At 66.2% G+C, this 17,924-nt stretch carries 18 protein-coding genes; 10 read left to right on the top strand and 8 right to left on the bottom strand.

The annotated features are described in order from the left end of the window. The first annotated feature begins 178 nt into the window (after window positions 1-178). From GU927_RS09470 to GU927_RS09500, 7 genes are all read left to right on the top strand, one after another. Entirely contained in the window at window positions 179-1,171 is a 993-nt protein-coding gene (locus GU927_RS09470; protein WP_161762207.1) for a TraB/GumN family protein, read from the top strand. Between the two features lie 168 nt (window positions 1,172-1,339). Beyond that, the gene (locus GU927_RS09475) at window positions 1,340-2,260 is read left to right on the top strand and encodes a manganese-dependent inorganic pyrophosphatase (RefSeq protein WP_161762208.1); all 921 of its coding nucleotides are present in this window, start codon (window positions 1,340-1,342) and stop codon (window positions 2,258-2,260) included. 587 nt (window positions 2,261-2,847) lie between these two features. Beyond that, window positions 2,848-3,723, top strand: a complete 876-nt coding sequence (locus tag GU927_RS09480; RefSeq protein ID WP_161762209.1) for a TIGR01459 family HAD-type hydrolase — start codon at window positions 2,848-2,850, stop codon at window positions 3,721-3,723. Between the two features lie 232 nt (window positions 3,724-3,955). After that, a complete protein-coding gene (locus GU927_RS09485) occupies window positions 3,956-4,411 on the top strand; it encodes a MaoC family dehydratase (protein ID WP_101919074.1) in 456 nt (151 codons plus the stop codon). A 29-nt stretch (window positions 4,412-4,440) separates the two neighbouring features. After that, window positions 4,441-5,379, top strand: coding sequence for a bifunctional riboflavin kinase/FAD synthetase (locus tag GU927_RS09490; protein WP_161762210.1), 939 nt, complete (start codon window positions 4,441-4,443; stop codon window positions 5,377-5,379). A 164-nt stretch (window positions 5,380-5,543) separates the two neighbouring features. Beyond that, a complete protein-coding gene (locus GU927_RS09495; RefSeq protein ID WP_161762211.1) occupies window positions 5,544-5,999 on the top strand; it encodes a YcgN family cysteine cluster protein in 456 nt (151 codons plus the stop codon). Beyond that, the gene (locus tag GU927_RS09500; RefSeq protein WP_161762212.1) at window positions 5,999-7,033 is read left to right on the top strand and encodes a threonine aldolase family protein; all 1,035 of its coding nucleotides are present in this window, start codon (window positions 5,999-6,001) and stop codon (window positions 7,031-7,033) included. Before GU927_RS09495 ends, GU927_RS09500 begins: the two co-directional genes overlap by 1 nt. A 71-nt stretch (window positions 7,034-7,104) precedes the next feature. Here the strand turns inward: GU927_RS09500 and GU927_RS09505 are convergent, their stop codons facing one another. After that, complete coding sequence (locus GU927_RS09505) at window positions 7,105-7,710, bottom strand: 2-hydroxychromene-2-carboxylate isomerase (RefSeq protein ID WP_161762213.1); 606 nt, start codon at window positions 7,708-7,710, stop codon at window positions 7,105-7,107. A gap of 91 nt (window positions 7,711-7,801) precedes the next feature. Between GU927_RS09505 and GU927_RS09510 the strand changes: the two genes are divergently transcribed. Then, window positions 7,802-8,821 (top strand): ribose-phosphate pyrophosphokinase, encoded by a 1,020-nt coding sequence (locus GU927_RS09510; protein ID WP_161762214.1) that lies wholly within the window; start codon window positions 7,802-7,804, stop codon window positions 8,819-8,821. Window positions 8,822-8,843: 22 nt separating this feature from the next. On the opposite strand, the gene GU927_RS09515 is transcribed toward GU927_RS09510, so the two are convergent. The 6 genes from GU927_RS09515 to GU927_RS09540 all read right to left on the bottom strand — a co-directional run bounded on the left by GU927_RS09515 (window position 8,844) and on the right by GU927_RS09540 (window position 14,149). Next, window positions 8,844-9,194 (bottom strand): H-type lectin domain-containing protein, encoded by a 351-nt coding sequence (locus GU927_RS09515; RefSeq protein WP_161762215.1) that lies wholly within the window; start codon window positions 9,192-9,194, stop codon window positions 8,844-8,846. 122 nt (window positions 9,195-9,316) lie between these two features. Continuing rightward, window positions 9,317-9,709 carry a F0F1 ATP synthase subunit epsilon gene (locus GU927_RS09520; RefSeq protein ID WP_161762216.1) on the bottom strand — a complete coding sequence of 131 codons (393 nt, stop codon included), beginning with the start codon at window positions 9,707-9,709 and terminating at the stop codon, window positions 9,317-9,319. 12 nt (window positions 9,710-9,721) lie between these two features. Beyond that, complete coding sequence (gene atpD / locus GU927_RS09525; RefSeq protein ID WP_161762217.1) at window positions 9,722-11,140, bottom strand: F0F1 ATP synthase subunit beta; 1,419 nt, start codon at window positions 11,138-11,140, stop codon at window positions 9,722-9,724. Window positions 11,141-11,157: 17 nt separating this feature from the next. Beyond that, window positions 11,158-12,024, bottom strand: a complete 867-nt coding sequence (locus GU927_RS09530; RefSeq protein ID WP_161762218.1) for a F0F1 ATP synthase subunit gamma — start codon at window positions 12,022-12,024, stop codon at window positions 11,158-11,160. Window positions 12,025-12,048: 24 nt separating this feature from the next. Beyond that, complete coding sequence (gene atpA / locus GU927_RS09535) at window positions 12,049-13,587, bottom strand: F0F1 ATP synthase subunit alpha (protein ID WP_161762219.1); 1,539 nt, start codon at window positions 13,585-13,587, stop codon at window positions 12,049-12,051. A 1-nt stretch (window position 13,588) separates the two neighbouring features. Next, window positions 13,589-14,149, bottom strand: a complete 561-nt coding sequence (locus GU927_RS09540; RefSeq protein ID WP_161762220.1) for a F0F1 ATP synthase subunit delta — start codon at window positions 14,147-14,149, stop codon at window positions 13,589-13,591. 412 nt (window positions 14,150-14,561) lie between these two features. Between GU927_RS09540 and GU927_RS09545 the strand changes: the two genes are divergently transcribed. Next, window positions 14,562-16,268, top strand: a complete 1,707-nt coding sequence (locus GU927_RS09545) for a calcium-binding protein (protein WP_217765581.1) — start codon at window positions 14,562-14,564, stop codon at window positions 16,266-16,268. A 45-nt stretch (window positions 16,269-16,313) separates the two neighbouring features. On the opposite strand, the gene GU927_RS09550 is transcribed toward GU927_RS09545, so the two are convergent. Further along, entirely contained in the window at window positions 16,314-17,072 is a 759-nt protein-coding gene (locus GU927_RS09550; protein WP_161762222.1) for a class I SAM-dependent methyltransferase, read from the bottom strand. Window positions 17,073-17,134: 62 nt separating this feature from the next. On the opposite strand from GU927_RS09550, the gene gloB reads away from it, so the two are divergent. Further along, window positions 17,135-17,902 carry a hydroxyacylglutathione hydrolase gene (gloB, locus tag GU927_RS09555; protein ID WP_161762422.1) on the top strand — a complete coding sequence of 256 codons (768 nt, stop codon included), beginning with the start codon at window positions 17,135-17,137 and terminating at the stop codon, window positions 17,900-17,902. Window positions 17,903-17,924 lie beyond the last annotated feature (22 nt).

The raw sequence follows: 17,924 nt of genomic DNA on the forward strand, positions 1-17,924 counted from the left end.
CCTGATGAGTGCTAACGCCGGATGAGTTAGGCAAACCCGCCGCACGAGTCAACACCTCCGGCCCGATCCGCCTCGCGAATTTTGCGCCCTGCCCCGTGGCCCCTATTTCACCCCTCCCCCTTTTCACCCCGCGCGCCCGATGCCACCTTTGCGCCAGGCCACCGGTGAAAGGTCCCGCATGTCCCGCCCGCTGCTCGCCCTGCTGACTGCCGCCCTCCTGCTGCCCGCCATGGCGCGGGCCGAATGCGCGGGGCAGAACATCCTCGATTCCCTGCCCGATGCCGACCGCAGCGCGCTCCACGCCGCCGCCGACGCCGTCCCCAATCCGCGCGGGCTGCTCTGGCGGGCCACCCGTGGCGACAGCACGGTGCATCTCGTGGGCACCTACCACCTCGACGACCCGCGCCATGCCGCCACCATGGCGCGCATCACCCCCCTGATCGACGCCACCACCACCGTTCTGGTAGAAGCCGGCCCGCAGGAAGAGGCCGCGCTGATGGCCGATCTCGCCCGCGACCCCTCGCTGATGGTCGCCACCGAAGGCCCCACCCTGCGCGAGGCGCTGCCGGACGAGGAGTGGGCCCTGCTCGCTGACGCGATGCGCGCCCGTGGCCTGCCGCCCTTCATGGTCTCGAAATTCCGGCCCTGGTATGTCTCGATGCTGCTGGCCATCCCCGCCTGCGATGGCGCGGTGGCGGTGGCCAAGGGCGGGCTTGACGGCATGGTGATCGACCACGCCACTGGACGCGGCATTCCCGTCCTTGCGCTGGAACCGCATGAAACCGTGTTCCGCCTGTTCCAGTCCATGTCCTTCGAAGACCAACTCGGCATGATCCGCTCTTCCCTCGCGCTGGAACCACGCTCGGCCGACTATGCCGTCACCCTTGCCGACGCCTATTTCGCCGAAGAGCCGCGGCTCATCTGGGAACTCACCCGCCACCTCTCGCTCACCGCACCCGGCGCGGATGTCCCCACCGTGCAGGCCGATTTCACCCGCATGGAACAGACCCTGATGACCGACCGCAACCGCGCGTGGATCCCCGTCATCGAACAGGCCGCCGCCGATGGCCCCGTCCTCGCAGCCTTCGGCGCGCTGCATCTTCCCGGCGAAACCGGCGTCCTGCGCCTGCTGGAAGACGCGGGCTGGACCGTCGAACGCCTGCCGCTCTGATCCCCGCCGCGCCCCGTAGGATCGGCAATATTGCCCATCCTACCCCCCCCCGCGCCCATTTTGCCGCACCGCAGCATCACCCCCGCGCCCATGCGTGACAACCGCGCGCCCCTTGCCTATAAGCGCGCGCAAATCACCCATCCCCAAATCACCCAAAGGTTCGCACCCATGACCACGCTCGTCCTCGGCCACAAATCCCCCGACACCGATTCCACCGGTTCCCCCATCATCTGGGCCTGGTACCTGTCCGAAGTGAAAGGCACCCCCGCCAAGCCCGTCCTCCTTGGTGAACCCAACACCGAAGCCGCCTTCGTCCTGCGCCACTGGGGCCTCGACAAACCCGCCATCATCGCGGACGTGACCGCCGATGATTCCGTCGTGATCGTCGACACCAACAACCCCGCCGAACTGCCGCCCTCGATCAACGACTCGAAGATCACCGCCATCATCGACCACCACCTGCTGGTCGGCGGCATCAAGACGAAGAATCCGATCGACATCACCATCCGCCCGCTGGCCTGCACCGCCACCATCATGCACGACCTGATGGGCGACGCCGTGGCCCGCGCCCCCAAGGCGATCAAGGGCGCGATGCTCTCCTGCATCCTCTCCGACACGCTGGAATTCCGCTCGCCCACCACCACACCCCATGACCGCGCCGTGGCCGAAAAACTGGCCGCCGATCTGGGCGTGAACATCAACGAACTGGCAACCGCCATGTTCGAGGCAAAGTCCGACGTCTCCGCCTTCTCCGACGCGGAGCTGCTGCGAATGGATTCGAAGGAATACACCGTCGCGGGCAAGGAACTGCGCGTCTCGGTCCTTGAAACCACAGCGCCCAAGGTCGTGCTGGACCGCAAGGACAGCCTGATGGCCTCCATGGTCGGCGTGGCGGAAGAGGACGGCGCGGATCAGGTCCTGCTCTTCGTCGTCGACATCATCAAGGAAGAGGCGACGCTTCTGGTCCCCAACGACCTCGTGAAGCAGATCGCCGAGGCCTCCTTCGGCTGCACCGTCACCGGCGACACCGTCGTCCTGCCGGGCATCATGTCGCGCAAGAAGCAGATCATCCCCGCGCTGAAGCTCTGACCGCCACGGGATCGCCATGACAGGGGCCGGAGGGGAAACCTCCGGCCCTTTTTCGTTCTCCCCGCCCCCGCACCACGCGCCCAGAGGATCGACGGGAAACTGTCCAGTGGACAGTTTCGCCGATCCGATCGCGGCTGAGGCAACGAAGCCGCGAGGGGTGTTCAGCCAGACCGAACGCCGGGGGCACGGGACGCGCCCGCCCCGGTGGGGGCGCTTGCGCCCCCGCCGCCCAGGGGGCGGGGGCGGCCCGTGCGCGGGCGCCCGGGCGGCTAGGTGGACCCTTGGTCGCGGCGCGTGCGGCGATGGCCGCACGCTTGGGAAACGTTTGCCCCTCCCCGCCCCGGGCTTGACCCGGGGCCTCCTCCGCCACCCGCCCCCGGGAACAGGAGGTCCCGGGTCAAGCCCGGGACGCGTCCCCCTAGGATAGCGCCCCGCAAACCCTTACCACCCCCTACCCCACCGCCCCCTGCGTGCTGACACCCTGCGGTACACCCACCGGCACAGAAACCGCACAGCCGGAACCCGCGCCATTCCCCCCACCTTCCCCCTGCGCTACAACCCGTCACGACAGCGCAGAAAGGCCCGCCATGACCGACCTCATCCCCAGCCTCGCCAGCATTTCCGACCGCTACGACGCCGTCTTCTGCGACCTCTGGGGCTGCCTCCACAACGGCCAGACCCCCTTCCCCGCCGCCGTCGCCGCGCTCCGCGCCTTTCGCGCCAAAGGCAAAACCGTCCTCCTCCTCACCAACTCCCCCCGCCCGAAATCCAGCGTCATCAACCAGTTGGCCCGCATCGGCGTCCCCATCGACGCCTGGGACGAGATCGTCTCCTCCGGCGACGCCACGCAATATGCCCTGCTCTCGGGTGCCGTCGGCACCCGCATCCACCACATCGGCGCCCCCAAGGACGAGACTTTCTTTACCGACCTGCCCCAAGATGCCCCGCAAACCCCGATCACCCGCGTCCCCCTGACCGACGCCGAAGGCGTCGTCTGCACCGGCCTTTTCGACGACCTGACCGAAACCCCCGACGACTACCGCGCCACTCTCCTGATGATGAAGGCCCGCGACCTGAAGATGCTCTGCGCCAACCCCGACCTGATCGTCGACCTCGGCGACCGTCGCCTGTACTGCGCCGGCGCACTGGCACAGGCCTATGAAGCCATGGGCGGCACCGCGCTCTACTTCGGCAAACCCCACCCGCCGATCTACGACCTCGCGCGCCGCCGCCTCGCTGCCCTCACGGGGCGCGACGATGCCAACATCCTCGCCATCGGCGACGGCATCCACACCGACATTCAGGGCGGCATCGGCGAAGGCATCGACACGCTCTTCGTCACCGCAGGCATCGCCGCCCATGAATTCGGCCCCGATCCGGCAAGACCCGACGTCACGCGCCTTAACCATTGGCTAACCAACCTGCAACTTTCCCCCACCCACGCCATCCCCCTCCTCGCCTGACGCGATGTCTGACACAGACATCGCCACGGAATGTGACGCAAATTCCGCGCCCTACGCCTGCCATCCGGTTCTTGCGTCAAAAACCGGCGCGAAATCTGCGCCAGATTTCACCCGAACCGAAAAGTAACATTCTTGCGCGAAAAGTCGCACCGGCGATAAAAAGTTACGCAACAGAATTGCGCTGCATCGCGGCATAGGCTACCGTCCGCCCAAGACCCAAAAGGATTCGGCCATGTTCGCACGCGCCATCGACAACCAGCCCCGCGGCACCATCTGCATCGAGGATCTCGAAATCGGGATGACGCGCTCGCTGCTGAAAACCGTCACCGACCGCGACATCGAAATGTTTGCCGAAGTCTCCACCGACCGGAATCCCGTCCATCTCGACGATTCCTACGCACAGGACACCATCTTCCAGGGCCGCATCGCCCACGGGATGCTGACCGCGGGCCTCATCTCCGCCGTCATCGGCGAACAGCTCCCCGGCCACGGCACCGTCTATCTGGGCCAAAGCCTCAAATTCATGGCACCCGTCCGCCCCGGCGATACCGTCCGGGCCGAGGTCAAGGTCACCGCCATCGACCACGCCAAGCGCCGCGTCACCCTTGAAACCCACTGCGCCGTGGGTAATACCGTCGTCCTGAAGGGCGAGGCGCTGGTTCTGGCACCCTCGCGCAAGTTCGACTGACACGGGGGCTTCCCCCGCCACGGGGAAAGATGCACCACCACCACCACTGGCAGGGACTGGCCCCAGACGCCCGCGGCGCATCCGTCGCCATGGGCAATTTCGATGGCGTCCATCTGGGCCACCAGTCGGTGATCGACCTTGCCCGCCGCACCGACATTCCGCATGACGCGCCGCTGGGCATCGTCACCTTCGAACCCCACCCGCGCCAGTTCTTCGCCCCCGACGCCCCCGCCTTCCGCCTCATGAACCCCGAGGCACGGGCGAACCGCCTTGCCAAACTGGGCGTGCGGCACCTGTACGAGCTTCCCTTCGACGCGACCCTCGCCTCGCTCTCGCCCGAAGCCTTCGCGCGCGACGTGCTGGCCAATGGCCTCGGCATCGCGCATGTCGTGGTCGGCGCCGACTTCTGCTTCGGCAAGGGCCGCAGCGGCACCGCCACCGACCTGCAGACCCTCGGCGCGAAATACGGCTTCGCCACCACCATCGCCCCCCTCCTCTCCGTCGGCGGGACCGAGGTCTCGTCCACCGCCATCCGCACCGCGCTGGCCGAAGGCCGCCCCCGCGACGCCGCCGCCATGCTGGGCCACTGGCACCGCATCGAGGGCGAGGTGATCCACGGCGAAAAGCGCGGCCGCGAGCTGGGCTATCCCACCGCCAACATGTCGGTGGACGGCCTGCACCTGCCCCGCCTCGGCGTCTACGCGGTCAAGGCCGACATCCTGACGGGTCCGCAGGCGGGCAGCTACATGGGCGCGGCCTCCCTCGGCGTGCGGCCCATGTTCGGCGTGAACCGCCCGAACCTCGAAACCTTCCTCTTCGACTTCAAGGGCGATCTCTATGGACAGCACCTGTCCATCGCCTTCGTCGATTACCTGCGCCCCGAGCTGAAATTCGACGGCCTCGACGCCCTCATCACCCAGATGGACGCCGACTGCCGCAAGGCGCGCGACATCCTCGCCGCGCTCTGACGCAAAACTCTTCTGGCGAAGAGTTTTGCAGGCGGTTCTTCTGGCGAAGAACCACCCCGCCCGAACCCGAAATTTCGCCAGAAATTTCGCCCCGAAGATTTTTCGCCAGAAAAATCTTCCCCCCGACGCTTCCCTTTTCCCCCGCCCCGTCGCACCTTCGCGCCATGACCGACAAACTCCGCCCCCGCTTCTGGGAAACCATCCCCCTGTCGAAACTCACCGCCCCCGAATGGGAGGCGCTCTGCGACGGCTGCGGCAAATGCTGCCTGAACAAGATCGAGTATGAGGATACGGGCGAAGTCGACTACACCCGCATCGCCTGCCGTCTGCTGGACGGCGAAACCTGCCGCTGCACCCAATATCCGATCCGCCACCAGTTCGTGCCCGACTGCGTCCGCCTGACGCCCAAGACCCTGCCCAAGATCGCCTACTGGATGCCGCGCACCTGCGCCTACCGCCTGCTTTACGAAGGCCAGCCCATCCCCGACTGGCACCCGCTGAACACGGGCGATCCCGACAGCACGCACAAGACGGGCAACTCCGTCCGCGGCATCACCGTCCCCGAATTCGAAGTGCACGAAGACGACTGGGACGACTACATCATCGAAGAGAAACCCTGATGTTCTTCGCCTCCGACAACACCTCCGGCGTGCCGTCCGAAATCATGGCCGCCCTGACCCGCGCCAACGAAGGCTATGCCCGCAGCTACGGCGCGGATGACATCATGGCCCGCGTCACCGCCCGCATCAGGGCACTCTTCGACGCGCCCGACGCGGCGGTCCACCTCGTCGCCACCGGCACCGCCGCCAACGCCCTTGCCCTCGCCACGCTCACGCCCCCTTGGGGCGCGATCTTCTGCCACCGCCACGCCCATATCGCCGAAGACGAATGCGGCGCGCCCGAATTCTTCGCAGGCGGCGCGAAACTCGCCCTGATCGACGGCCCCCATGGCAAGATCACACCCGACGCGCTGACCGAATCCCTCGCCACCACCGGCGCCTCCGGCGTCCACGGCGTGCAGCGCGGCGCGCTCTCGCTCACCAACGTGACCGAGGCCGGCACCTGCTATACCCCCGCCGAAATCGCCGCCCTGACCGCCATCGCCAAATCCCACGGCCTGCCCTGCCACCTCGACGGCGCGCGCTTCGCCAATGCCCTGATCGCCACCGGCGCGACGCCTGCCGAAATGACATGGAAGGCCGGCATCGACGCCCTCTCCTTCGGCGGCACCAAGAACGGCCTCCTCGGCGTAGAAGCCGTCATCCTCTTCGACCCCGCCAAATCATGGGAACTGGAACTCCGCCGCAAACGGGGCGGGCACCTCTTTTCCAAACACCGCTTCCTCTCGGCCCAGATGGAGGCCTACCTGACCGACGACCTCTGGCTCCGCCTCGCGCGCCACGCCAACGCGATGGGCCAGCGCCTTTCCAGCGGCATCGCCTCCCTCAACAGCGCCGCCCTCACCCACCCGACCCACGCGAACATGGTCTTCGCCAACTGGGAACAGGGCGGCCACGCCCGCCTGCAATCGGGCGGCGCGATCTACTACGACCTCCGCCCGCTGCCGGACGGCCGCGAAACCGCCCGCATGGTCGCGTCATGGAACACCACCGACGACCACGTCGACCGCTTCCTCGCGCTCCTCAAAGGCTAGGGAATACCCGCCCCGGGCCTGACCCGGGGCCTCTTGCCATCCAACGCGCTACGCCCGCAGGAGGCCCCGGGTCAAGCCCGGGGCGCGCTGTCTGCCAGATGCTCCTCCAGCATCTCCAGCCGGTCCTGCCCCCAGAACCGCTCCTCGCCCACGATATAGAAGGGCAGGCCGAACACCCCCCGCGCCACGGCCTCGTCAAGGTTCCGCACATAGACATCCGCCGCCGTGAACATCCCCCGATCCGCCACGGCCGGATCGAACCCGTTTTCGGCCAGAATCGCCTTGACCACCTCGTCATCCGCGATGTTGCGCCCCTCGGCCCAGACCGCCCGCGGAAAGGCCCTGACCAGCCCCGCCAGATCGCCACCCCCCGCCGCCTGCGCCGCGATGATCGCGTAACTCGCCGGCGCCGGATTCACCGGAAAGAAGAACGGCTGCAGATCCAGCTTCATCCCCAGCTTCCGCGACCACCGCGCCAGCTCCTGCAGCCGGTACGCCTTCCGGCTCTCGTGCCGCTCTGCCAGCACCTGCCCGCCCGTCCGCGGAAACAGCGCGGGCCCGTCCAGCGGCACATAACGGATGCTCGCCCCCTGCCGCGCCGCAATCGCCTCCAGCCGGTCGCCCGCCAGATAGACCCAGGGCGACATCGGGGTCAGGAAGTAGTCGATCTGCGCCATTTTCACGCCCTCGCTTGCCTTTGGTTCCCAAGACCGTAACGCGGTGATAAGGCGTGTCCAACACCGATTCCGCTGCCCACCGGAGACCCAAATGCCCGCCATCACCGAGCCGAAACTGATTTCCGGCAACGCCAACCTGTCGCTGGCGAAATCCATCGCCCGCCGCATGTCCATGCATCGCGGCATGTCGGTGAACCTTGTTGACGCGCGGGTGGAACGCTTCAACGATCAGGAAATCTTCGTCGAGGTGTTCGAGAATGTGCGGGGCGAGGACATGTATGTCATCCAGCCCACCTCGAATCCGGCCAATGACAACCTGATGGAACTGCTCATCATGGTCGACGCGCTCCGCCGCTCCTCGGCCAGCCGCATCACCGCCGTGATCCCCTATTTCGGCTATGCCCGTCAGGACCGCCGCGCCAAGGCCCGCACGCCGATTTCCGCCAAGCTGGTGGCGAACCTCATCGAAACCTCGGGCGTCGACCGCGTCCTGACGCTCGACCTGCACGCCGCGCAGATCCAGGGTTTCTTCGACATCCCCGTCGACAACCTCTACGCCTCGCCCGTCTTCGCGCTGGACATCGAGCACCACTTCAAGGGCCAGATGGAAGACCTGATGATCGTCTCACCCGACGTGGGCGGCGTGGCCCGCGCCCGCGAACTGGCCAAGCGGATCAACGCTCCCCTGTCGATCGTCGACAAACGGCGCGAAAAGGCGGGCGAGGTCGCCGGCATGACCGTCATCGGCAATGTCGAAGGCAAGAAATGCATCATCGTTGATGACATCTGCGACACCGCAGGCACGCTCTGCAAGGCGGCCGAGGTCCTGATGGAAAACGGCGCGACCGAGGTCCACTCCTACATCACCCACGGCGTCCTGTCGGGCCCCGCCATCGAACGGGTGAAGAACTCGGTGATGAAGTCCCTCGTCATCACCGACAGCATCGAACAGGGCGACAAGGTGAAGGCCGCGCCGAACATCCGCATCGTGCCCACTGCGCCGATGTTCGCGCAGGCCATCCTGAACATCTGGAACGGCACCTCCGTCTCGTCCCTGTTCGAGACGGACACCCTCGTCCCGATCTACGAAGGCATGTACCAGCGCGCCTGATCCCCGTGGAATGGCAGGGATATCAGCCGATATCCCAGTCATCCGGATCGCGCACGGGACCGATCGCCGTCCAGTCCGCCCGCAGGCGGGCGATGCGCGTGTCGCCCCATGTGCGGAACACCAGATGGAAGCCCGCTTCCGTCACGTTCTCGGCCACCAGATCGGCGCGCATGTTGGTTTCGTGGTCCATGTCCCACAGGGAAACACCCACCATCACCGCCGGCGGCAGGATGAACGGCTCCGAGAAGGCCACCACTGTCCGGCTTTCGCGGTCACCCGACCCTGTCCACATCACGCCGTTGGTGGCGTAATCCGAAAACAATTGTCGGCTCCCCTGCTCGATCCCGACGCTGTTTGCGCCAATGCGTTTCATTCGCTGTTGTCTTCTGTGCACCACGTCCACTCGCCCCGAACAAATGGCAATACGCGTGCCAGAATAGCGAAAGCCCCGCCGTTTCCGGCGGGGCATTCACGACATTTCTACCGAAGCGTGTCTTATTGGCCGACAGCAGCCCGCAGGGCGAGCATATCGGCCACCAGCTTTTCAGCCGCATCCTTGTCCTCGGTCGTCGCGGCGGCATCGCGGGCCTCGGCCAGCAGCGCATCGAACAGCGCCGCATTCGCCTCTTCCACGGGAACCGCGCGCTCGGCCAGAACCGACACGCCCGTCGCGCTGATCTCGGCGAAACCGCCGGTCACGACATAGGACTTGGTCCCTTCCGACGAAAGCGCCTTCAGGATACCGGGGCGCAGCGTGGTGATGGTCGGCGCATGGCCTTCCATCGCCGTGAGGTCGCCATCGGCCCCCGGGATCTGCACCTCGCTCGCCGAGACGGAGGCAAGCCTCCGCTCCGGCGAGACGAGATCGAATTGAACGGAGCCTGCCATTGGCTTGCCCCCTTACGCGGCTTGCGCGGCGAGACGCTGCGCCTTGGCGATCACTTCGTCGATGTCGCCGACCATGTAGAAGGCGGCTTCCGGCAGGTGGTCATACTGGCCTTCGACAACCGCCTTGAACGAGGCGATGGTCTTTTCCAGCGGAACCTGCACGCCGTCCGAACCGGTGAAGACCTTTGCCACGTCGAAGGGCTGCGACAGGAAGCGCTGGATCTTCCGGGCGCGGGCCACGGTCAGCTTGTCCTCTTCCGACAGTTCGTCCATCCCGAGGATGGCGATGATGTCCTGCAGCGACTTGTAGCGCTGGAGAATCCCCTGAACCGCACGGGCCACGTTGTAATGCTCTTCCCCGATGACGGCGGGGTCCAGCAGACGCGAGGTGGAGTCGAGCGGGTCCACGGCCGGATAGATGCCGAGTTCCGAGATCGCGCGCGACAGAACGGTCGTGGCGTCAAGGTGCGCGAAGGAAGTTGCAGGCGCCGGGTCGGTAAGGTCGTCGGCCGGAACGTAGATGGCCTGAACCGAGGTGATGGAGCCAGCCTTGGTCGAGGTGATGCGTTCCTGCAGCGCGCCCATGTCGGTCGCCAGCGTCGGCTGGTAACCCACGGCCGAAGGGATACGGCCCAGCAGAGCCGACACTTCCGAACCGGCCTGCGTGAAGCGGAAGATGTTGTCCACGAAGAACAGCACGTCCGTACCGGACTGGTCGCGGAACTGTTCGGCCAGCGTCAGGCCGGTCAGCGCCACGCGGGCGCGCGCCCCCGGGGGTTCGTTCATCTGGCCGTAGACAAGGGCCACTTTCGACTCGGTCAGGTTGTCGATCTTGATAACGCCCGACTCGATCATCTCGTGGTACAGGTCGTTCCCCTCACGGGTCCGTTCGCCCACACCGGCGAACACGGAATAGCCCGAGTGCACCTTCGCGATGTTGTTGATCAGTTCCATGATGAGAACGGTCTTGCCGACGCCCGCACCACCGAACAGGCCGATCTTCCCACCCTTGGCGTAGGGCGCCAGCAGGTCGATGACCTTGATGCCGGTGACCAGAACCTGCGATTCCGTCGCCTGCTCGCTGAACTGCGGGGCGGGCTGGTGGATCGCGCGGGTCTGCGAAGCGGAAACCGGGCCCTTTTCGTCCACCGGTTCCCCGATGACGTTCAGGATGCGGCCCAGCGTGGCGTCGCCCACGGGGACAGAGATCGGAGCGCCGAGGTCCTTGACCACCGCGCCACGGACCAGACCTTCGGTCGCGTCCATCGCGATGGTGCGGACGGTGTTTTCACCGAGGTGCTGGGCCACTTCCAGAACCAGACGCTTGCCGTTGTTGTCCGTCTCGAGCGCGTTCAGGATCGCCGGGAGCGCCCCATCGAACTGCACGTCGACGACGGCGCCGATCACCTGCGTGACTTTGCCTTGTGCCATGTTGTTTCTCCGGTTCCTCAGAGCGCCTCAGCGCCCGAAATGATTTCGATAAGCTCTTTGGTGATCGCCGCCTGACGCGAACGGTTGTACTGGATCGTCAGCTTGTTGATCATGTCGCCCGCATTGCGCGTGGCGTTGTCCATCGCCGACATCCGCGCACCCTGTTCGGATGCACCGTTCTCCAGCAGCGCAGCGAACACCTGCGTTGCAACACCGCGCGGAAGCAGGTCCGCAAGGATCGCCTCTTCGCTCGGTTCATAGTCATACAGCGCCGTCGCACCGCCGCCTTCGAACTTGGCGGGGATCACCTGCTGCGCGGTCGGGATCTGGCTGATCACCGACTGGAAGCGGTTGTAGAAGATCGTCGCCACATCGAACTCGCCCGCTTCGAAACGGGTCAGCAGGTCGCGTGCGATGGTCTGCGCGTTGGAATAGCCCACGCGCTTCACCTCGCTCAGGTCCACGTGGCCGACGAAGTGGTTCGCCAGATCACGCTTCAGCTGTTCGCGGCCCTTCTTGCCGACGGTCAGGATCTTCACCGTCTTGCCCGCTGCCAGCAATTCGTTGGCATGGGCCCGCGCCAGACGGGCAATGGTCGAGTTGAAGCCGCCGCACAGGCCGCGCTCTGCGGTCATGACGACCAGAAGATGCACCTTGTCCGACCCCGTCCCAGCCAGCAGGCGGGGCGCACTGGCCGACTGGCCGACAGAGGAAGCCAGCCCCGCCATCACGGCATTCATCCGCTCGGCATAGGGGCGGGCCGCTTCCGCAGCCTCCTGGGCGCGGCGGAGCTTTGCCGCCGCGACCATCTGCATCGCCTTCGTGATCTTCCGCGTGTTCTTCACGCTTCCGATACGGTTTTTTAGGTCCTTCAGGCTGGGCATCTGCCTACTCCCTCAAGGGCCAAATCAGGCGAAGTCTTTGGCGAATGCATCAAGCTCCGCACGGATCGCCTTTTCCAAGTCGCCCGCCACCTTGCGGTCGTTCTTGGTGATGTCTTCCAGCAGCGCCGCGCCCTTGGTGCGCAGGTGCTTCAGGAGACCGGCTTCGAAACGGCCCACATCCTTGACCGCCACCTTGTCCAGATAGCCGTTGGTGCCCGCGTAGATCACGCAAACGATCTCGGCATTGGTCAGCGGCGAATACTGCGGCTGCTTCATCAGCTCGGTCAGACGCGCACCGCGGTTCAGAAGCTGCTGCGTCGCGGCGTCGAGGTCGGACCCGAACTGCGCGAAGGCCGCCATTTCGCGGTACTGCGCCAGTTCCAGCTTCACCTTGCCCGCGACCGACTTCATGGCCGAGGTCTGGGCCGAAGACCCCACGCGCGACACCGACAGACCGGTGTTCACGGCCGGACGGATGCCCTGATAGAACAGTTCCGTCTCAAGGAAGATCTGCCCGTCGGTGATCGAGATCACGTTCGTCGGAATGAAGGCCGACACGTCGCCGCCTTGCGTTTCGATGATCGGCAGAGCGGTCAGCGAACCCGCGCCGAAATCCTCGTTCAGCTTGGCCGAACGCTCCAGCAGGCGCGAGTGGAGGTAGAACACGTCGCCCGGATAGGCTTCACGCCCCGGCGGACGGCGCAGCAGCAGCGACATCTGGCGATAGGCCACGGCCTGCTTGGACAGGTCATCATAGATGATCAGCGCATGGCGGCCGTTGTCGCGGAAATATTCCGCCATCGCGGTTGCCGAATAGGGGGCAAGGAACTGCATCGGCGCCGGGTCCGATGCGGTGGCGGCCACGACGATCGTGTAGTCGATCGCGCCGGTCTCTTCCAGCTTCTTCACCAGCTGCGCCACGGTCGAACGCTTCTGCCCGATCGCGACATAGATGCAGTACAGCTTCTTCGACTCATCCGAACCGGCGGCCTCGTTATAGACCTTCTGGTTCAGGATGGTGTCCAGCGCCACGGCGGTCTTGCCGGTCTGGCGGTCGCCGATGATCAGTTCGCGCTGGCCACGGCCAACGGGGATCATCGCGTCGACGGCCTTCAGGCCGGTCGCCATGGGCTCGTGCACCGATTTCCGCGGAATGATGCCCGGCGCCTTCACGTCCGCAACGCGGCGCTCGGCGGCCTTGATCGGGCCCTTGCCGTCGATCGGGTTGCCCAGACCGTCAACCACGCGGCCCAGCAGGCCGTCACCGGCGGGCACGTCCACGATGGACTTGGTCCGCTTGACGACGTCGCCTTCCTTGATGTCCTGGTCGGAACCGAAGATCACGACGCCGACGTTGTCGACTTCGAGGTTCAGCGCCATCCCGCGGATACCGCCGGGGAATTCCACCATCTCGCCGGCCTGCACATTGTCGAGGCCATGCACACGGGCAATCCCGTCACCGACCGACAGCACGCGACCCACTTCGGCAACTTCGGCGTCCTTGCCGAAGTTCTTGATCTGCTCCTTGAGGATCGCAGAGATCTCAGCAGCCTGGATTCCCATCTCACCCAACCTCTTTCATTGCATTCTGGAGAGCCGCGAGCTTCGACCGCACCGACGTGTCGATCATGGTCGAGCCCAGCTTGACGACGAGACCACCGATGAGGCTTTCATCGACGGCGGTTTTCAGTTTCACGTCCTTGCCGACACGCGCCTTCAGCGTCGCGGCGAGTTTCTTGGCCTGATCGGCCGACAGCGCGGCAGCCGAAGTCACCTCGGCCGTCACTTCGCCCTTCTCGGCGGCGATGCGCGCCAGCACGTCGGCCACCAGATGCGGCAGCACGAACAGGCGGCGGTTCTGCGCCATCAGCGCCAGCGTGTTGGCGGTCAGCGCCGACAGTTTCATCTTCTTGGCGATGGCCGCGATGGCCGCGCCCTGCTCGTCCCGGCTGATGACGGGCGAGCCGATCATCGCGGTCAGTTCGGGGCTTGCCGCAAGTGCGGCACCAAGGGCATCGGCATCCGCCTCAAGCGCCTTCAGCGCCTTGTCTTCCTTCGCCAGCTCGAACAGAGCGGTGGCGTAGCGTGCGGCGATGCCGGAGGAGATCGAAGCTGGTTCGGACACGTCAACCCTTCCGCTGTCTGGCCCCGTTTCCCGCGCAGGTTGCACAGGTTCAGGGCATCCGTGGGCGCGGACCGATGGCCCGCGTCGTGAATTCGCGGCGTCATTAGCAGAGCGAGGTTTAGCCCGCAACCGCTTAGGTCAACGGAACGTGACTGTTACGGTCAGGTTTTCTGGGCGGTTAGCGCGAACGTCCGGACCTGCGACACCATGCGCCAGCCCCGCCGCCCGCTCCGCCCCCGCCACAGCGGGCCGGACCCCAGAATCAGGGGCCCCGACAGCCAGCCCGACAACCCGCCCCGCGCCTTTCGCCTGCGCAAAAACATGGGCGTTGGCCGAATCTTCGACAGCGGATATCCTCAGGGTTGTGTTGTGCGTGAATTCGGGGACGAGTATTATGGGTATGCTTCTTCTTATGTCTCTTCTTGGCGCGGGTGCACTCTGGGCAGCCTTGGCCCCTGACGATACGGGACCGGATGACGACCCCGACCGCGGCACGAACGGCCCCTCTCCCGATCCCGATACGAACACGCTCGACCCTGAGGGCGACTTCACCGGCGGCACCGAAGGCCCCGACGACATGATGGCCGACGGTGCCGACACCCTGCGCGGCCGCGCCGGTCCCGACAGCCTCACCGCCTCGGACAACTCCACCGCCTATGGCGACACGGGCCGTGACAAGATCACCCTCTCGGGCACCGCCACCGGCTATGGCGGCGCGGGGGACGATACGCTCTCCGGCATCGACGACAGCATGGCCTATGGCGGCAGCGGCAACGACGAGCTGCAACTGATCGACGGCGCGCAGGGCGCGGGCGGCGAGGGCGACGACCGCATCTTCTGGTATCCCAGCCAGGCCGCACCCTCGGGCCACGACGTCCTGATCTCGGGCAACGAAGGCAACGACACCCTCTCCGCCTGGTCGCAAGAGGACGGGCAGGTCACGCTTGCGGGCGGGATCGGGCGCGATCTGCTCATTGCCGGCGACGGCGTCCTCGCACGCGGCTCCTTCGGCGCGGACACGCTGGTGGGCGGGGCAGGTGCGACCCTGACCGGAGGAGAGGGCGCAGACCGCTTCATCGTATCGAAAAACGAGGCTTTCAGCAAATCGAATGAACCAACCACCATCACCGATTTCGTCAAGGGCACCGACACCCTGACCGTCGCGTTTGACCATACGCCGTCGCGGATCGACCTGTCCGAAAGCGGCGGCGACACCCGCCTGACGGTCGAATGGATCAGGGCCGATGCCGCGACCGACAGCCAGAGCATCCTCGTCAAGGGCGTCACCGGACTGACACTGGACGATTTCACCTTCGTGCAAGAGGTGCGCCAGACATACGGCACCGACGGCACCTTCGACGTCGTGCCCTCTGCCCCGCTCGGCCCCGTGACGACCGGCACCGCAGGGGCCGACAGCCTGACCCTGCCTGCCGGTGCGCCTGTGGTCATCACGGGTGACGGCAATGACAGCGTCACTGCGGGGCCGGGAACGACCGACGGGATCATCGCGCTTGGCGACGGCAACGACACCTATTCCGCCACGGGCGCCTTCGCCACGCTTTACGCCGGAAACGGCGACGATGCCGTCACCTATGAAACCGGCCCCGATCCCGCAGATTTCGACGGCTATTTCGTCCGCCTCGACACCGGCGCGGGCAACGATACCGTCTCGATCGACGCAGGCGCCCCGGCCGCGGACGGCGTCTATCTGTCGGTCGAACTCGGCGCGGGCAACGACGTCCTGACCGTGGACAAGGACGTGACGCGCGAGGTTTCGGTCCTCGACGGCGACGGTGACGACACCGTCTCGGTCTGGATGGGCCACAGCGTCAACTCGGCCGAGGCGGGCAACGACCTTCTGACCATCAGCGTGGACGCGGACCATATCGACACCCGCCAACCCGTGCGCCTGATCGAATTCGGCAAGGGCGACCGCGTGGTCATCGAACTGGAATCCGGGATCACGGGCGACGTCCAGTTCGTCCCGCTCCCCTCCACCGATTCAAGCGAACCGGTGACAGAGGTGCGGGTGGGCGGCAAGCCGGTCGTCATCTTCGAAGGCACGATCAAGGCCGACGACCCCCGCATCACCGTCACCCGCGACGCGGTCTTTGCCTGACCGCCCCCCTTTGCCTGACAACACCCCCCCAATGCGGCGGGGGGGCTAGCTGCGGTTCATCGCGGGTTCCGGCGCGCCCTTGCCCACGCCTTCCAGCACCTTCAGCGGCCGCCGCACCACCGCGCCCAGCCCGCCCCGCGTCGGCGCATAGACCTGCTTCGATGCCTCCACCATCAGCACGCCCCCCGCCAGCCACGGCCCGAACCGCCGCCCGAAGCCTTCCCAGAAATCCGCCGTCCTGAGCCAGAACCGCGCCTGCGACGGCGGCGCGAACAGCGCGGCACTCGTCCGCTCCGGCGTGAAGCCGTGCCGCTTCAACTGCGTCTCGAGTTGCGACATCGAATAGGGCCGCCCGAACCCGAAGGGCGTGATGTCCCGCCGCGACCACAGCCCCGACCGGTTGGGCACGATGAACAGAGCCCGCCCCCCCGGCCCCAGCACGCGATGCGCCTCTTCCAGCACCGCGCTGGGATGTTCCGACGTCTCCAGCCCGTGCAGCATCACCAGCCGGTCCACCATCCCCGTGGGCACCGGCCACAGCGTTTCCTCGCAAAGGACGCTCACATTCTCCATGCCCGCAGGCCATGGCATCACCCCCTGCGGCCCCGGCATCAGCCCGATCACGCGGCGGCTCTCGGCCAGATAGGGCCGCAACAGCGGCACCGCGAAACCGAACCCCGCCACCGTCTGCCCCGCCTGCACCGGCCACATCGCGACCACACGGTCACGGATCGCCCGCTGCGCCACGCGGCCAAGCTGCGTGCGATAATAGAAGTTCCGCAGGTCGAGCACGTCGAGGTGCATTGCACTTGGCCTTCACGCCGGTCCAGACTGGCGACAGAATACCGATGAACGGAACAAAGACCATGCCGCTCGAACTCGTCACCATTCCCTGCCTCTCGGACAATTACACCTACCTCGTCCATGACGGCGAAACCGGCGAGACGGCGGTCATCGACGTCCCCGACTCCGCGCCGGTGCTCAAGGCGCTCTCCGACCGTGGCTGGACGCTGTCGGCCATCTGGCTCACCCACCACCACTCCGACCATATCGACGGCGTGGCCGAACTGCGCGCCGCGACCGGCGCGATGGTGATCGGTGCCGCAGCCGATGCCCACCGCCTGCCCCCCCTCGACCTCGCCCTGCCGGACGAGGGGGCGCTGACCCTCGGCCGCCACACGGTGGAAACATTCCCCGTGCCGGGCCATACCGTGGGCCACATCGCCTTCCACATCCCCGACGCAAAGCTCGTCTTCACCGGCGACAGCCTGATGTCGGCGGGCTGCGGCCGCCTCTTCGAAGGCACGCCCGCGCAGATGTGGGCCTCGCTCTCGCGTCTGGCGGACCTGCACCCCGACACGCTGGTCTGCTCGGGTCACGAATACACCGCCTCGAACATCCGTTTCGCCCTGACCCTTGAACCCGCGAACGCAGCCCTTATCTCCCGTTCAGAACGGGTCGCGGCCCTTCGTGCGTCCGGCCGCCCCACCGTCCCCGTCCCCTTGTCCGAAGAACTGGCAACCAACCCCTTCCTGCGCGCCCCGCTGCCTGCGCTCAAGGCAGCCATCGGCAAACCCGACGCCTCCGACGCCGAGTGCTTCGCCGAAATCCGGGCCCGCAAGGACAGGTTCTGACCAAATCCTGCATCCCGCCGTT

This window comes from Paragemmobacter amnigenus, assembly GCF_009908265.2.
GTDB lineage: Bacteria > Pseudomonadota > Alphaproteobacteria > Rhodobacterales > Rhodobacteraceae > Paragemmobacter > Paragemmobacter amnigenus.

Coding starts and splice junctions, on each gene's coding strand:
- GU927_RS09470 (WP_161762207.1), top strand. CDS start 179: ATGTCCCGCCCGCTGCTCGCCCTGCTGACTGCCGCCCTCCTGCTGCCC.
- GU927_RS09475 (WP_161762208.1), top strand. CDS start 1,340: ATGACCACGCTCGTCCTCGGCCACAAATCCCCCGACACCGATTCCACC.
- GU927_RS09480 (WP_161762209.1), top strand. CDS start 2,848: ATGACCGACCTCATCCCCAGCCTCGCCAGCATTTCCGACCGCTACGAC.
- GU927_RS09485 (WP_101919074.1), top strand. CDS start 3,956: ATGTTCGCACGCGCCATCGACAACCAGCCCCGCGGCACCATCTGCATC.
- GU927_RS09490 (WP_161762210.1), top strand. CDS start 4,441: ATGCACCACCACCACCACTGGCAGGGACTGGCCCCAGACGCCCGCGGC.
- GU927_RS09495 (WP_161762211.1), top strand. CDS start 5,544: ATGACCGACAAACTCCGCCCCCGCTTCTGGGAAACCATCCCCCTGTCG.
- GU927_RS09500 (WP_161762212.1), top strand. CDS start 5,999: ATGTTCTTCGCCTCCGACAACACCTCCGGCGTGCCGTCCGAAATCATG.
- GU927_RS09505 (WP_161762213.1), bottom strand. CDS start 7,710: ATGGCGCAGATCGACTACTTCCTGACCCCGATGTCGCCCTGGGTCTAT.
- GU927_RS09510 (WP_161762214.1), top strand. CDS start 7,802: ATGCCCGCCATCACCGAGCCGAAACTGATTTCCGGCAACGCCAACCTG.
- GU927_RS09515 (WP_161762215.1), bottom strand. CDS start 9,194: ATGAAACGCATTGGCGCAAACAGCGTCGGGATCGAGCAGGGGAGCCGA.
- GU927_RS09520 (WP_161762216.1), bottom strand. CDS start 9,709: ATGGCAGGCTCCGTTCAATTCGATCTCGTCTCGCCGGAGCGGAGGCTT.
- atpD (WP_161762217.1), bottom strand. CDS start 11,140: ATGGCACAAGGCAAAGTCACGCAGGTGATCGGCGCCGTCGTCGACGTG.
- GU927_RS09530 (WP_161762218.1), bottom strand. CDS start 12,024: ATGCCCAGCCTGAAGGACCTAAAAAACCGTATCGGAAGCGTGAAGAAC.
- atpA (WP_161762219.1), bottom strand. CDS start 13,587: ATGGGAATCCAGGCTGCTGAGATCTCTGCGATCCTCAAGGAGCAGATC.
- GU927_RS09545 (WP_217765581.1), top strand. CDS start 14,562: ATGTCTCTTCTTGGCGCGGGTGCACTCTGGGCAGCCTTGGCCCCTGAC.
- GU927_RS09550 (WP_161762222.1), bottom strand. CDS start 17,072: ATGCACCTCGACGTGCTCGACCTGCGGAACTTCTATTATCGCACGCAG.
- gloB (WP_161762422.1), top strand. CDS start 17,135: ATGCCGCTCGAACTCGTCACCATTCCCTGCCTCTCGGACAATTACACC.